Here is a 14,150-nt window from a genome sequence, read left to right as displayed (position 1 = left end):
GTCCGGCTTCACGTGCTGCCGGAAGCAGCAAGAGCTACGAGATCCTTAAGCCCTTAAAGGCGAACCCACCGACCAAACCAGTGTTGACGGGCTAGCTGTCGAGCGCCACGGAAATGCTGGAGCCCGCAAAGCGCGTCCAGAGCCCCTTTCCTTTCAACCCCGGCAGAATCTTCGAGCGATCACGCGCTCATCGCAATGCCTCAAGGGTGGCACGCGCAGCCTGCTCAAGCGGAGCATAGTAAGCCGGACCATGCGTCATCGAGTGAACCGCAAGTGGGTGCAACTGATGCATCGGCACCCACTTCCGGTACTCCTCACCCGCCCCATAGCCCCGCAGTATCTCGTCATAGTAGGGCGTTCCGAACAGTTCCAGCATGGCCAAATCCGTCCACGGATGTCCGCCGTGCGCTGCAGGGTCAATCATGACCGCCGTGTTCTCCTGGAACAAAACATTTCCTGCCCATAAATCACCATGAATTCGTGCAGGCTCAACGTCCCAGTCCACGGCGGCTATAGCTTCGGCCGCCATATATACGCTGTCCCGCAGCCCCTCCGGAAGTCCTTCTATAAATGGCACCACCCGCTGTTCTGCGTAGAACTCACCCCAGGATTCACATGGTTCGCAGGGTTGTTCCACGCGTCCAATGAAGTTCGCACCTTCCCACCCCTCTGGCGGTGCGCCGAAAGCTGGGGCGCCTGCCTGATGAACCTGCCGCAGCGCTTCACCAAACGCCCGCGCTGCAGCAGCACTCGGTCGCGCCTGCGCTACTCGACGCGTACTAATCGTCGAATCTGTCAGCCCCGCAACTTCCACCACAACGTCCTTTCGTGCGGCTGCTAACCAGCGCAGGCCCGCAGCCTCCGCCCCGGCTTGATCGGCTCGTGCTACTGACTTTGTGTAAACATCCATGCTCCCCAGCATAGAAAAAGGCCGCCTCTGCGAAAGAGACGGCCGATGGTGGAGCTAACGGGATTCGAACCCGTGACCCCCACACTGCCAGTGTGGTGCGCTACCAACTGCGCCATAGCCCCAAGGCAATATTGAATTTTAAAGTGGAGCTAACGGGATTCGAACCCGTGACCCCCACACTGCCAGTGTGGTGCGCTACCAACTGCGCCATAGCCCCTCATACGAGGTGCAACCTTTGTGATTGCAACTCGTATCAATATATCGTCTCCCTATTCACTCACCAAATCGCGAGTTGGGGCGCTAAATTTACTTCTCAGTAACGATGTTGACCCATTCCATGATGGAGGTCTTATCATCCTCCGGGATATCCTTGCCATCCTTGATGATGCGCGGCGAGGACACGCTACCGGTTTCCTTTTCAAGCTTTTCGTAGTTCGAGGTCACCACCGGGTTACCTTCACCAACCTTGGCTTCCTTGATGGCCTTCACCGTGGCCTCATCGGCACCCAGGATCTGCGCAGCATCAGCGAAATCCTTCATTTCCCACTGGTTGGCCAGCTTGGACTGGTTCTCCATGAGGTACTTACGCAGGTTCCAGTACAGCGTGGCGTCACCGGACTTTGCCACCTGCTCCATCGCAGCCGCAGTCTTGGAGGAGTGTCCCGTGTTGGACTTGATGCTCTCCAGTCCGTTCGGGCTGCCATCGAGGAAGTTCAAGGTACGCACGTGCACGATGAGCTCACCCGCATCAATAGCGTCCTTCATCTGTCCGTCGGTCTCCTTCGCCAGGTCGCCACAGTGCGGGCAGGAGAAGTCCTCATACAGGTCTACCTCGGTAGCGTCCTTGGGGGCATCCGGCGCCTTGAGCGTCACCGCGTTGTCCGCAAAGCTCATCTCCATAGAGACTGGCTCAACGGGATAATCCTTCAGCTCATCGGTCTGTGAACCCCGCCCCTGATAAACGATGTAGCCGATTACCACAGCGATAATGACCAGCAGAACAGCGAGGCCCCAGACGAATCCACTATTACTCTTGGAGTTGGGGTCTTTGACTGTACTCATTGAACAACCTTGCCTTTGATGACGTTATTTCGAATAGATGGAAAGTCTACACACCGTTGTTAAGGGTGCAATGCAAACTTGGTGAAAGGACGCTTGATCGTCCACACCATTAAGACAGAATAGAAGACATCACGCAGCAGTGTCATCATGTAGTTCATCACTTGCGCGTCCTCATCAGGGCTAACGGAGAAACACCCGCAGTCAATCCCGAGTCCCCGCGCCCATGCCTGCGCGATGCCGATCATGAACAGAACGAGGACAATCTGCCCCACCCACGCCGATTGACGCAGGAACAGCCCCAGCAGGAGCAACAGGCCGCCGCACACTTCAAGCGGGCCAATCAGATAGGACAAATAGTGGGACCACTCTGGGGTAAAGATTTCATATGCCTTGATGCTTTGCGATACCGCGAGCTGGTCCGACAGCTTCGACGCTCCCGCTTTAATCCACACATAGGCCATATAAAATCGCGCAAACGCACTGATAACGTCCAGCACGAGCGTTGCGCTGATCTTATTTTTAAACACGGGATTAGCCTAACAAGTTACGGGTGGAGAGCGTAACGACGATATGGACGCCAGATCGTCCACGCGGTGAGGATGAGGAAGAAGGCGTCGCGAAGCAGCGTCAGCGCGTAGTTCATACCTTGGCTCACGTCGTTGGGGTCATAGCCAAAACACCCACAATCGATGACTAACCCACGCGCCCACGCCTGAGAAATGCCCACCATGAACAGGGCTAGGACCACCGCAGCGACTGCCGACGCCTCCCTCAAGAACAGGCCCAGCAACAGCAGCAGCCCTCCTACAATTTCAAGCGGTGCAATGAGGTAGGCCAAGTACTCGGACCATTCCGGGGTGAAGATGCCATAGGCCCGGATGGCCTGTGCCATCTCCATCCGGGCGTCTAGTTTCTGTATGCCGGCGATAATCCACACGGCGGCCATACCGAATCGGGCGAGCGCGCTGGCCAGGTCAAGCACCGAGGCGCGTTGTGTGGCTGTCATAATCCATTAGCCTAGCCCTGAAGTTAGCCTCCCAGAACCTGTGACACCAGCGCTTGCGCCTCCTGCTGCACCTGCTTGAGGTGTTCTTCGCCACGGAAGCTCTCAGCGTAAATCTTGTACTTATCCTCCGTGCCGGACGGGCGCGCGGCAAACCACGCATTCTCAGTCCTCACCTTGAGGCCACCGATCGCCGCGCCGTTGCCCGGCGCTTCGGTGAGCTTAGCGAGAATCTCCTCACCCGCCAGCTCAGTGGCCGTGACCTGCTCCGGGGAGAGCTTCTTCAGGATTGCCTTCTGCTCACGGTTAGCTGGGGCGTCGGTACGCGCGTAGGCCGGTGCACCATATTCCTCTGCCAGCTCCGCGTAGCGCTGGGACGGAGTCTTGCCCGTCACCGCCAGGATCTCGGCGGCCAAAAGATCCATGATGATGCCATCCTTGTCGGTGGACCACACCGTACCGTCGAAGCGCAGGAAGGAAGCGCCGGCGGATTCTTCACCGCCGAAGCCCAGGGAGCCGTCGACAAGCCCCGGCACAAACCACTTGAAGCCCACCGGCACCTCAACGAGCTCACGGCCCAAGCTGGCCACGACGCGATCAATCATCGAGGATGAGACCAAGGTCTTGCCCACCCCGGCGTTGCCCCACTGGGGGCGGTGGCTAAACAGGTACTCGATGGCCACAGCCAGGTAGTGGTTCGGGTTCATCAGGCCCGCATCCGGGGTGACGATGCCGTGGCGGTCCGCGTCGGCGTCGTTGCCCGTGGCCAGGTCGTACTTGGAACGGTTATCCACCAGTGACGCCATGGCATCCGGGGAGGAACAGTCCATGCGGATCTTGCCGTCGGTATCCAACGTCATGAAGCGGAAAGTGCCGTCTACCTCGGGGTTCACCACCGTCATGTTGAGTTCGTAATGCTCGGCGATGGCCGCCCAGTAGTCCACCGAGGCCCCGCCCATGGGATCCGCTCCGATGCGCACGCCGGCGTCCTTGATGGCTTTCATGTCCACGACGTTCGCCAGGTCCGCAACGTAGTTGTCCACGTAGTTGTGCTTCACGCAGCGCTCATCCAGCACGCCGTCAACCGCCACGCGTTTCACGCCCTCGAGCCCGGCGCGCAGATAGTCGTTGGCCTTGGCGGCGATCAAGTCGGTGGCATCGGCATCCGCCGGGCCGCCCGTTGGCGGGTTGTACTTGAATCCGCCATCGCGCGGCGGGTTATGAGACGGGGTAATCACGATGCCGTCGGTGCCCGGGTTGGTCAGGATGGCGTGGGAGACGGCCGGAGTTGGGGTATAACGGCCACGGTCATCCACGCGGACCTCCAGCTCATTAGCTAAGAGGACCTCGAGGGCAGAGACCATGGCGGGCTCGGACAGGGCATGAGTATCGCGGCCAATGAAAATGGCGCCCGTGGTGCCCTGCTCGGCACGGTAGTCCACGATGGCCTGGGTAATCGCCAGAATGTGGGCCTCGTTAAAGGCGGTATCCAAGGCGGAGCCGCGGTGCCCGGAGGTGCCGAAGGAAACCTGCTGATCGGGGTTATCAGCGTCGGGGGTGCGGGTGTAATACGCGGTGACTAGCTCTGCGATGTCAATGAGATCGGAAGGCTGGGCTGGTTGGCCGGCGCGTTCGTGTGCCATGGTGGGATTCCTCCTTGGGGATGTGGATACACCCTAAGCTTGCCTGCTTCACGCTGGTTTCGCATTCCAATTAGGATGGTGCCTATGCCACAGATCCTTCTTGTGGGCTGCGGAACCGCGCTCGGGGCGCTGGCCCGCTTTGGCCTTTCTTCGCTTCTCGGGGGTGGCGCGCTGCCGCTGCTGCTCATCAACGTTCTCGGCAGCGCTGTTATGGGCTATGCCAAGCCTCCGGCATTCTGGGGCACAGGTTTCTTAGGCGGCTTCACCAGCTTTGCCGCTTTTGCTTTTCTCACCTCCGGCTTCGGCCCGGCGCAGGCGGGGGCCTACGTGCTGGCGACGGTCGTCGGTTGCACCGCGGCCTACCTCATGGGTGACCGCCTGCAGGATCGGAGGCACGCATGATTCTCTCCATCCTGGCCGTACTCGCCGGTGGCTTTGTCGGTGGCTGCGGGCGCTACCTGCTCACCCGTGTGCTGCCTTCCCCCACATGTACCTTTGCCGCCAACCTCATTGGCGCAGCCGTGGCGGGCGTGGCCTACGGCTATGCCACGCATGCCCACACCCCTGAGTATTTTCTCCCCCTGCTAGCAGCCGGACTCGCCGGCGGGCTATCCACGTGGTCCACGCTGGCCAAGGAACTGGGAGAAATGATAAAGGCCAAGCGCTGGTGGCGCTTGGCGCGTTACCTCTTCTGGACCATCGGCCTGGGAATCGTGGTGGCCTGGCGCGGAGCGTGGGTAGGTTCGCTTCTCGCCTAACCTACCTCGCACGCCCTTGTGCGGCCACAGGCTGTACTAGTCAGCGATGGCGTCCAACGGTGGGGTCTGTGCCGCGCGCTGCGCTGGCCATAGCGCTGCCAGCACACCGACGATTCCGGAGCCCACGAACATGACCGCGAGCATCAACCACGGAACCGTCGCGGTATCGAGGCCTTCGTCGGAAAGCACGGAGATGAAGGACCACCCCATCCCCAGGCCCATGAGGATGCCCATGAGCGCACCGAAGAGGGCAATCTGTACCGATTCCACGGTGACCATCGTGCGGATCTGGCGGCGCTGGGTACCCACCGCGCGCAGCATGCCGATTTCTTGTCGGCGTTCGATCACGCCCAGCGTGAGGGTATTGACAATGCCCAAGACCGCAATGACCACGGCCAAAGCCAGTAGCGCATAGAGAATCGTGAGCATCTGGTCAATCATGCCGGCAGCCTCGCCGGCGTATTCCTCACTGGTGCGCACCTGCACCACGACGAGGTCCTTGACGGACTTCTCCAGGTTGGCGCGCAGTTTCTCCTTGTCATAGCCCTCTTCCGCATTCACGGAGACCACCATGACGTCGAGACTGCCGGGGTCAACAACGTCCTCCGCCGCGGACTTGGACACGGCCAGACCCGAAAGCATCTCAAAATGCTCATACGTGCCGAGGAGCTTCACCTGCGCGGTGCGGGAGGGATCCGGGCCGGCCAGCTCATAGGACTGACCGACTTCCCAGCCCTGCTCCGCAGCCAAGCCGGCCTCGGCGATGAAGCCAGGCTCTTCGCCCGTGTTCACGGCGCCTTCGACCACGGTGAGGTTGAGGATGTCATCGGCGTTGCCATCGATGACCTGGCTTATCAACATTTCCGGGCCATAATTCATCGAAGCCTGGCCATCCACCTGTAGTGGCGCAGTACTCATCGCTACGACCTGGCCAGCGCCCTCGGTATCGCGGGCACGCTGCGCCGTCTCGTTCGGCGTCGGGAAGTTTCCGGACGTCGGACCGGACAGCAAGAAGTCCGCGTGGGCATCCTGTTCGACGGCATCGGCAACCGAGGCTTTCATCGTCGCACCCAACATGCCGATCGAGGTCACCAGCGCCACGCCCAGCATGAGAGCGAACGCGGTAGCCGCGGTTCGGCGCGGGTTACGCGCCGAATTCGTCGACGCCAGCTTGCCCACCGCACCAAAGGGCGCGCCAACCACGCGGCCGATCCCCGGAACGATAGGCAGGGAGATGGCCGGGCCGGCAAGGAAGAAACCAAGGATTAGGTTGAGCGCACCGAGGCCCACGAGGGAGGCGCGGATGCCTGTGGAGGCATCAACAAACACTCCGACAAGCGCGAAGATGATGCCTACAACCAGCAGCAACCCGCCCAGCACGCTGCGCACGAGCAACGAAGAACCAGCCGCAGACTCGGTGGTGCGCATGGCCTCCACGGGTTTCACCGCACCCGCCCGGCGCGCCGGCGCCCACGCGGAAATGATGGTGACCACGGCACCCAAAAGCAACGGCACGACGACTGCGCTAACGCTCAGGCCCAGACCGCCGCCCATGGGCATGTCCTTGGCTTCAAAAACTGCCTTGATGAGTGCCACCAGGCCCATGCCGGCGATCACCCCCACGGCAGAACCCACAAGGCCCACGATGAAGGCCTCTGTGACCACCGAGCGCGTAATCTGCCCACGGGAGGCGCCGAGTGCACGCAAGAGTGCGAACTCCTTGGTGCGCTGGGCCACGATCATCGAGAAGGTATTCGCAATGATAAACGTGCCCACCAACAGCGCGATGAGGCCGAAAGCGATAAGGAAGTAGTTGACGAATTTCAGTGCAGAGGAAATCTGATCTGAAATCTCTTCAGCCAGTTTCTGCCCGGATTCCGCCTTGACCTCGAAGGTTTCATTGAGGTGCTCCACGAGGGCATCGGCGTCGACGCCCTCGGCCGCCGCGACCTTCAACTGGGCAGAATTGCCATAGCGCTCGACGAAGGCCTCGTGGCCCATGAGCAAGGTCAGGCTGGGGCCTTGGTCCACCGCAGGCTTGACGACGCCCACGACCTTCACCTCATCACGCTGGTCCGGGTGGACCACGAGGAGAGTATCGCCGACGTGGATACCGAACTCTTCAGCGGCGGAATCATTAATGAGGACTTCGCCGGTCCCGTTCGGCTCAGAGCCGTCGACAAGCGTGGCGGGCTCACCGACGGACTGCTCCTCCGGGTAGTAGGGCTGCACGCTGGAGGTGCCCCCACCGGTTTGAAAGGCCTCGGCGTCCTTGTTTGCCACCACGACCGTCTGGCTGCTTTGCATATTCACCGCGCGCACATCGGGGTCGGCGGCGATGTCATCGCGCATCTTCTGATCGAGGTTGGGGCCGCCCTCCTTCTGGCTCACGGCCGCATCCACGCCCGTAAACGCGGTAGATACCGCGGAGTCGAAGGTGCTCGAGAGCGAATTGGTGAACATGAAGGAACCCGAGATGAACGCGGTGCCGAGCACCACCGCCAGCAGGGTCAGGGCAAGACGCAGCTTATGAGCGAGAATGTTGCGCACGGACACCGTGCGCATGGTGTTCTTTGTGGCCATGTTCTAGCCCTCGATTTCTGCCATCACGGCGTGGATGGACTCCATGGTTGGGTTGGTGAGTTCATTCACGAGGCGCCCATCAGCAAGGAAAACCACGCGGTCTGCGTAAGAGGCTGCCTTGGCATCGTGCGTGACGATAACGACGGTCTGACCATCCTTGTCCACGGCGGTGCGCAAAATGTCGAGCACCTCGGCGGAGGAGTTCGAATCCAGGTTGCCGGTCGGCTCATCGCCGAAGATGATCTCGGGGCGCGAAACCAGGGCCCGCGCGCAGGCCACGCGCTGCTGCTGGCCGCCGGAGAGCTCTGCTGGGCGGTGATTCAAGCGCTCGGACAAGCCTAGGCGGGAAGTGACCTCATCGAACCACTCTTTATCCACCTTGTGGCCAGCGATATCGGTGGGCAGCGTGATGTTTTCTGCCGCGGTCAGCGTGGGCACCAGGTTGAAGGACTGAAAGATGAAGCCCAGGCGGTCGCGGCGCAGGGCCGTAATATCCTTGTCACTGAGCTGCGACATATCGGTGTCACCGATGAAGGCCGAACCGGACGTCGCCGAATCGAGCCCCGCCATGGTGTGCATGAGGGTGGATTTGCCGGAGCCCGACGGGCCCATGATGGCGGTGAAGGTGTTGCGCGCGAACTCAACGTCGACGTGGTCCAACGCGGTGACTGCGGTGTCTCCCTGACCGTATTGTTTGAACAGGTCGACGGCGCGAGCCGCAGCAGTCATCGTTGGGGTGGTCATGGACGTGTTCTCCTTATAGATGGGGAAAGTAACGTCCCTACCCTATCTTGCCCTGGGTAAGTTATGTGACGCGTGTGGTCTAAAATATGCTCCATGCGCGCATCTCTTTCCGCTCTGGAACATTACGACCGCTGTGCCGAAGCAGCTGCGGCTCAAATCATGCGCCACTACTCCACCAGTTTTTCCCTGGCCACGCGGCTTCTTTCCCCCAGGGTCCGGGTGGACATCCGCAATTTATACGCCATGGTGCGCACCGCCGATGAAATCGTCGACGCCGGGCTCGACCCCCAGGACGCCGCCGAGCTTCTCGACGCCTACGAGACCTCCGTCCGCACCGCCCCGTCCCAGCGTTTTCACTCTGATCCGATCGTGCATGCCTTTGCGCTTTCCGCGCGGCGTTGCGGGTTTAGCGATGAGCACGTTGCACAGTTCTTTTCCTCCATGCGTTGCGACCTCACACGCACCTCCCACACAGCGGAGTCTTTTAAGACCTACGTTCGGGGCTCTGCAGAAGTCATTGGGTTGCTATGCCTGGATACTTTTTATGCCGGTGCTCCTCGGCCCGAAGGCATCGAAGAAGGAGCGGAGCGCCTGGGTGCCGCGTTTCAGAAGATCAACTTTTTGCGGGACCTGCACGAAGACTCCGCTGAGCTGGGCCGCGCTTATTTTCCTACGCTGCGTGAGCCAGACAAACTCGATGAGGAAACGAAGGCCGCAATCATTGCTGATATCCGCGAAGACTTAGCCCATGCCCGCACGGCCATGGACCTGCTTCCTTTGAGCTCCAGGGTGGGGGTAGCCGCAGCGGCGGCTCTTTTCACGGAGCTTACGGATCTCCTCGACGCCACTCCTGCGCACGAGATCATGACTACCCGCGTCAGTGTGCCCGCTGCGCGGAAAGCTGTCCTCATCAGCCGCGCTGCAGCGCACGCGGCACGGAATAAAGGTTAAAGAACATGAGCAAACATGTTGTTGTCATCGGCGCTGGTATTGCAGGCCTAGCCTCCGCTGCCTTGCTGTTGCGGGAGGGGATGCGGGTGACGGTCGTCGACAAGCAACGCAGCGTTGGTGGACGCGCGGGAAGCCTGGCCGTGGATGGCTTCCGCTTCGATACCGGCCCCTCGTGGTACCTCATGCCGGAGGCCTTCGATGAGTTTTTCCGCGCCTGCGGCACCAGTACCGGGCGCGAGCTGGACCTAGTGGACCTCTCCCCTGCCTACCGTGTTATCAACGAAGACGGCGTGACCCTCGATATAGAAACGGGCGTGGATAACGTAGCAGAGCTTTTTGAATCCTTGGAGCCGGGAGCTGGCGACAAGGTGCGCGCGTACCTCTCCAGGGCCTCCGACGTATACGCCATTGCCCTGCGCAACTTCTTATACACCACCTTCTCCCGCCCCACGCAGCTTCTCAACAAAGACGTCCTCACCCGGCTGGGCTCGCTCGCGCTGCTGCTGACTCGCTCACTAGATACGCTGGTGGCCGCCCAGTTTAAGGATTACCGCCTGCGCCAGGTCCTGACTTACCCCGCGGTGTTTCTCTCCACCGAACCACAGGCCGCGCCGGCACTGTATTCCTTGATGAGCCACACGGACTTGGTGGAGGGCGTGCGCTACCCCTTAGGAGGCTTCGCGGCTGTTGTCGACGCTATCGCGAGGCAAGCAGCCGGCGCCTCCTTCAAGCTTGGCACAGCGGTGGTAGCAATCAACCACGCGCACGGGCGCGCGACGGGCGTCACGCTTGACGACGGCCGCATGATCCCCGCCGACGCCATCGTCTCCGCCGCAGACCTGCACCACACAGAAACCGCTCTGCTTCCCACGGACCTGCAAACATACCCGGAACGCTACTTTGCCCACCGTGACCCTGGCCTAGGCACCGTTTTAGTCTTCCTCGGTGTGAAGGGTGCCCTTCCGCAGCTGGCACACCATACGCTGCTATTCAGCACAGACTGGACCCCCGATTTTAGGGCCGTCTACCACGGCCCTGAGCCGTTGCGGCCGTTGGGTTCCTCGGAGTCGATCTATGTTTCAAAAACCTCTGCCACCGATTCCAGTGTGGCTCCGGAAGGCTACGAGAATCTCTTCATCCTCATTCCCGTTCCGGCAGAAGAATCCTACGGCCATGGCGATGCCTACGGCGCTGCGGAATCTCCCCGCGTTAGCGCCATCGCCCGTGCTGCCGTGGCGCAGCTGGGGTCCTGGATGGGGATTGAGGATCTGGAGGAGAGGGTCGTCGTCAAGCGCACGCTCGGCCCCGCCGACTTTGCCGAGCAGTACAATTCCTGGTCCGGCGGCGCCGTAGGCCCTGCCCATACGCTGCGCCAGTCCGCATTCTTCCGGGGCCGGAACCAATCCCGTAAGCTGCCCAACCTGTACTACGCCGGTGGCACCACGGTCCCGGGCGTGGGCGTGCCCATGTGCCTGATTTCGGCCCACAACGTCCTCACGCGGATGCGTGAACAGTACTAAGCATCGAGCTCAAGGGATGCAGGCTTACCGTTGCGTCTTACCTTCACTGTTACGGGGTGACCGCCAAAAAGATAGCCATCATCAAACTCGACGCTGAGGTTCCCGCGTTGAGGAACCTCGACAGCAACGGGAGTGAGTTTGGCGTATACGTCATTAGTAGTGAGTTCCGGCGCCGGGACGCTGTTGCACTCGGACAAGGCGACGTCGTGGCGCCAACGGTTGGCGGCTCGGAGGGCCTGTGCAGCAGCAAAGCGCTGGGCCTCATCGAGGAACTCGGCGCTGAGGACCTTGTTGATCACAGTGAGGGGTGCCTTGAATTTCCGCTTGAGATTCGTACTCTCCGCGAGAAGAAGCTCCTCCCCTTCATACCAGATGCTGATATCAACTCCGAGTTCTTCTGCCCTGCCTTCGAATGTATTTGTACAACGGTCGAGCACCAACGGACCGAATGTGGAATCAAGCTCTACCGGAACGTCAATCCGGGCAAGAAGCTGCTCCATGTCTGTGTCATCCACGTCTGGGAGGATCTCCCAGATATCGACGTAGTGTTCTTTGCTCCTCTCGTGGGAGTGGTGGCTACCCCGAGCATGAAGCACCCTGAAAGGCTCAAGCTCTGCAACCTCGCGCGGATCCCACAGCGTTTTTCCTGCGACAGTCTGGAAGAGCTGCGGATAGCGCACGTCGACGTCACCAGTAATCAGCTCTCCTTCTGGCATCAACTTTAAAGCAACTCCAGGCAAGCTCATGAGCTGAATGTGCGTTTTGTCCTCAGCGTAGGGATCATCGCTCACCGACTTCTTCGGGGTGTCTGCCACGACGAAGAGAAATTCTGTCTCTTCGAAGCTCAGTATCGTTTTAACAACGTCATTGCCCGAGAATTCACGGTAGAGGGAAAGCATGCCGCAATACTACATCTGCGAAAAGGCCGTACAGCGCTGCATAGCGTAGTCTGAGGAGGTTGACGTCGAGTGGAAAGGCGAAGCGATGGCAGAAACTATTGAACAGGCCAGCGAGACCGTAGAGGCATGGCTGAAGCAAGAAGACGCTATTGATCCTAAAAAGGCCCCTCGCCTCCAGGAACTCTTAGCTCGCGTTCCCCGTCAAGAGCTCATCGCGATTGTAGAGCGCCAGAATGCGCTCCGCGCTGCGCTAGCCCTCCGCCTGCTGCCACGGGAAAAGTCCATCGCGGTCTTTGATGCGCTCGATGCAAAGCACCAGGCGGACATCATTGATGAGCTGGGGAATGCCGATGTTTATGAATTCTTCGACGAGTTGGATCCCGAAGACCGAGTGGCGCTCTTGGATGAGCTGCCCGCCGAGATTGCGGATCGCCTCCTCCGATCGCTGACCCAGACCCAGCGCGACGTCACCGGAGTGATCCTTGGATACACGAAGGGCTCCGTCGGCCGTCGTATGTCGCCAGAGGTGCCCGACATTCACCCGGAAATGAGCATGGAAGATGCCCTGCGCACACTACGCGATACCGCCGATGAACTGGAGACCATCTATACCGTTCCGGTGACGCGCAAGGACCGTCGCCTGGTGGGCGTCGTAAGCCTGCGCGATCTCTTCACGGCGAAGAGGGGCGTGCTCATTGAGGACATCATGAAGGAACCGGTTTATGCGCGGGCGACTGCTGACGCTGAAGAAACCGTACGGTGGTTCCTGCCCCTCGATATGCTGGCGCTGCCGATTGTGGATGATTCCCACCGCCTCGTTGGTCTTCTTACGTGGGACGATGCCACGGACATCATGGAGGAAGCGGACAGCGAGGACTCGGCTCGTTCCGGTGGTACGGAAGCGCTCCAGCAGCCTTACTTGTCGACGCCGTTGCTCAAGCTCGTTCGCTCCCGCATTCTCTGGCTGCTCGTGCTCGCTGTGTCAGCGTTGTTGACCGTGCGGGTTCTCGATTCCTTCGAGGACACCCTGGCCAAGGCGGTCGTACTTTCTCTGTTTATTCCCCTCCTCACTGGCACGGGCGGCAATACAGGAAACCAAGCGGCTACTACAGTGACCCGTGCGCTCGCGCTTGGCGACGTCCGAACGCGCGACCTCCTTTCCGTAATGTGGCGCGAGCTGCGCGTCGGAATGCTGCTCGGCGCCGTACTCGGACTGGCTGGTCTCGTCTTGGCGACGGTGGTCTACGGCCTCGATATCGGTATCGTGATCGGCTCCACCCTGTTTCTTATTTGCTCGATGTCAGCGACCGTTGGCGGCCTCATGCCGATTGTGGCCAAGACGGTTGGTGCGGACCCTGCTGTGTTTTCTAACCCGTTCATCTCCACGTTCTGTGACGCGACGGGCTTGATTATCTACTTCTTCATCGCAAAATCGGTGTTGGGCATCTAGTCCGATAAGACCCGCTAAGCTCCATCGCGCGACCTGCCTAACTAACTGCGGCCGCGCTAGGGCCTCACCATCCTCCTGGACACAATCCTTGGCGCGCGCTAGAGCAGCCGAGCTTCCACCTGTATGGCACCGGCGGCACTTACTATGTGGTTGCCGATGTGTCTTCTACCGGTTTAAGCGGCATTGATTTCTGCATGCAGCTGCCCGAAACGAAGGGCGTGGCCGCCATCCCGCTAGCCGCTTTCACGGACAACCCGGAACCGTGGAAGTGCAAGGTGCGCTTTGCTTTCTGCAAGCGCCCTGAGGTCATCCGGGAGGCAGTCTGCCGCCTCACGGCTGCCTCTTAGAGGCTTAGGTGCAGCAGCACGTAAAGAGCGCAGGCCCCTACCTGTACTTTCGGGTCTGTATTTTTGGGTGTCTTTGGGCGTGGGGTTCAGTCGGCTGCTAGCGCAGCTCTGTAGATGGTTTAATGGTGCCATCAACGGATTAATGCCGGGCCCGCCCCCTTTTTTTGTTGTTGTGGGGGACGGTGAAAACTGCAAAACGAAAAGAGAGAGACCGTTGAAACAGTAATGGTGTTTCAACGGTCTCTCTTTGTGTATTGAGTTGTTTGTTTTGTTTGGTGTC

14 protein-coding genes and 2 tRNA genes are annotated in these 14,150 nt (G+C 60.2%); 6 read left to right on the top strand and 10 right to left on the bottom strand.

The window, feature by feature from the left end; translation table 11 throughout:
* Nucleotides 1–187: 187 nt before the first annotated feature.
* From HMPREF2943_RS06200 to pgm, 7 genes are all read right to left on the bottom strand, one after another.
* Nucleotides 188–922, bottom strand: coding sequence for a fructosamine kinase family protein (locus tag HMPREF2943_RS06200; RefSeq protein ID WP_070711102.1), 735 nt, complete (start codon nucleotides 920–922; stop codon nucleotides 188–190).
* Nucleotides 923–956: 34 nt separating this feature from the next.
* Nucleotides 957–1,032 (bottom strand) — tRNA-Ala (locus HMPREF2943_RS06195).
* A gap of 22 nt (nucleotides 1,033–1,054) precedes the next feature.
* A tRNA-Ala gene (locus HMPREF2943_RS06190) sits at nucleotides 1,055–1,127 on the bottom strand.
* An 89-nt stretch (nucleotides 1,128–1,216) separates the two neighbouring features.
* Entirely contained in the window at nucleotides 1,217–1,972 is a 756-nt protein-coding gene (locus HMPREF2943_RS06185; RefSeq protein ID WP_070711101.1) for a DsbA family protein, read from the bottom strand.
* Nucleotides 1,973–2,031: 59 nt separating this feature from the next.
* Nucleotides 2,032–2,499 (bottom strand): MauE/DoxX family redox-associated membrane protein, encoded by a 468-nt coding sequence (locus HMPREF2943_RS06180; protein ID WP_070446099.1) that lies wholly within the window; start codon nucleotides 2,497–2,499, stop codon nucleotides 2,032–2,034.
* A 17-nt stretch (nucleotides 2,500–2,516) separates the two neighbouring features.
* Nucleotides 2,517–2,978, bottom strand: coding sequence for a MauE/DoxX family redox-associated membrane protein (locus tag HMPREF2943_RS06175; RefSeq protein WP_070711100.1), 462 nt, complete (start codon nucleotides 2,976–2,978; stop codon nucleotides 2,517–2,519).
* Nucleotides 2,979–3,001: 23 nt separating this feature from the next.
* Nucleotides 3,002–4,618 carry a phosphoglucomutase (alpha-D-glucose-1,6-bisphosphate-dependent) gene (gene pgm / locus HMPREF2943_RS06170; RefSeq protein WP_070711099.1) on the bottom strand — a complete coding sequence of 539 codons (1,617 nt, stop codon included), beginning with the start codon at nucleotides 4,616–4,618 and terminating at the stop codon, nucleotides 3,002–3,004.
* Nucleotides 4,619–4,702: 84 nt separating this feature from the next.
* On the opposite strand from pgm, the gene HMPREF2943_RS06165 reads away from it, so the two are divergent.
* Together HMPREF2943_RS06165 and HMPREF2943_RS06160 are read left to right on the top strand one after the other, a co-directional pair.
* Nucleotides 4,703–5,020: a fluoride efflux transporter family protein gene (locus HMPREF2943_RS06165; RefSeq protein WP_070446093.1), complete on the top strand. Its 318-nt coding sequence runs from the start codon at nucleotides 4,703–4,705 to the stop codon at nucleotides 5,018–5,020.
* Complete coding sequence (locus tag HMPREF2943_RS06160) at nucleotides 5,017–5,376, top strand: FluC/FEX family fluoride channel (RefSeq protein WP_070446091.1); 360 nt, start codon at nucleotides 5,017–5,019, stop codon at nucleotides 5,374–5,376. The genes HMPREF2943_RS06165 and HMPREF2943_RS06160 overlap by 4 nt, the downstream gene beginning before the upstream one ends.
* A gap of 36 nt (nucleotides 5,377–5,412) precedes the next feature.
* Here the strand turns inward: HMPREF2943_RS06160 and HMPREF2943_RS06155 are convergent, their stop codons facing one another.
* The gene (locus HMPREF2943_RS06155) at nucleotides 5,413–7,959 is read right to left on the bottom strand and encodes an ABC transporter permease (RefSeq protein WP_070711098.1); all 2,547 of its coding nucleotides are present in this window, start codon (nucleotides 7,957–7,959) and stop codon (nucleotides 5,413–5,415) included.
* A gap of 3 nt (nucleotides 7,960–7,962) precedes the next feature.
* A complete protein-coding gene (locus HMPREF2943_RS06150; protein ID WP_070446086.1) occupies nucleotides 7,963–8,703 on the bottom strand; it encodes an ABC transporter ATP-binding protein in 741 nt (246 codons plus the stop codon).
* A gap of 93 nt (nucleotides 8,704–8,796) precedes the next feature.
* Here HMPREF2943_RS06150 and HMPREF2943_RS06145 point away from each other — a divergent pair, with 93 nt between their 5' ends.
* Complete coding sequence (locus HMPREF2943_RS06145; protein ID WP_070711097.1) at nucleotides 8,797–9,654, top strand: phytoene/squalene synthase family protein; 858 nt, start codon at nucleotides 8,797–8,799, stop codon at nucleotides 9,652–9,654.
* A gap of 5 nt (nucleotides 9,655–9,659) precedes the next feature.
* A complete protein-coding gene (gene crtI, locus HMPREF2943_RS06140) occupies nucleotides 9,660–11,174 on the top strand; it encodes a phytoene desaturase family protein (protein WP_070711096.1) in 1,515 nt (504 codons plus the stop codon).
* Here crtI and HMPREF2943_RS06135 read toward each other — a convergent pair.
* Nucleotides 11,171–12,073 (bottom strand): DUF2262 domain-containing protein, encoded by a 903-nt coding sequence (locus tag HMPREF2943_RS06135; RefSeq protein WP_070711095.1) that lies wholly within the window; start codon nucleotides 12,071–12,073, stop codon nucleotides 11,171–11,173. The genes crtI and HMPREF2943_RS06135 overlap by 4 nt on opposite strands.
* Nucleotides 12,074–12,158: 85 nt before the next feature.
* Here HMPREF2943_RS06135 and mgtE point away from each other — a divergent pair, with 85 nt between their 5' ends.
* Together mgtE and HMPREF2943_RS06125 are read left to right on the top strand one after the other, a co-directional pair.
* Nucleotides 12,159–13,523, top strand: coding sequence for a magnesium transporter (gene mgtE / locus HMPREF2943_RS06130; RefSeq protein ID WP_070446076.1), 1,365 nt, complete (start codon nucleotides 12,159–12,161; stop codon nucleotides 13,521–13,523).
* A 158-nt stretch (nucleotides 13,524–13,681) separates the two neighbouring features.
* Entirely contained in the window at nucleotides 13,682–13,870 is a 189-nt protein-coding gene (locus HMPREF2943_RS06125) for a hypothetical protein (protein WP_246817280.1), read from the top strand.
* The last annotated feature ends 280 nt before the right edge of the window (nucleotides 13,871–14,150 follow it).

Origin of the sequence: Corynebacterium sp. HMSC072D12, assembly GCF_001813925.1 — a bacterium.
GTDB classification, from domain to species: Bacteria; Actinomycetota; Actinomycetes; order Mycobacteriales; family Mycobacteriaceae; genus Corynebacterium; species Corynebacterium aurimucosum.
This window is presented reverse-complemented; position numbering and strand designations above follow the sequence as displayed.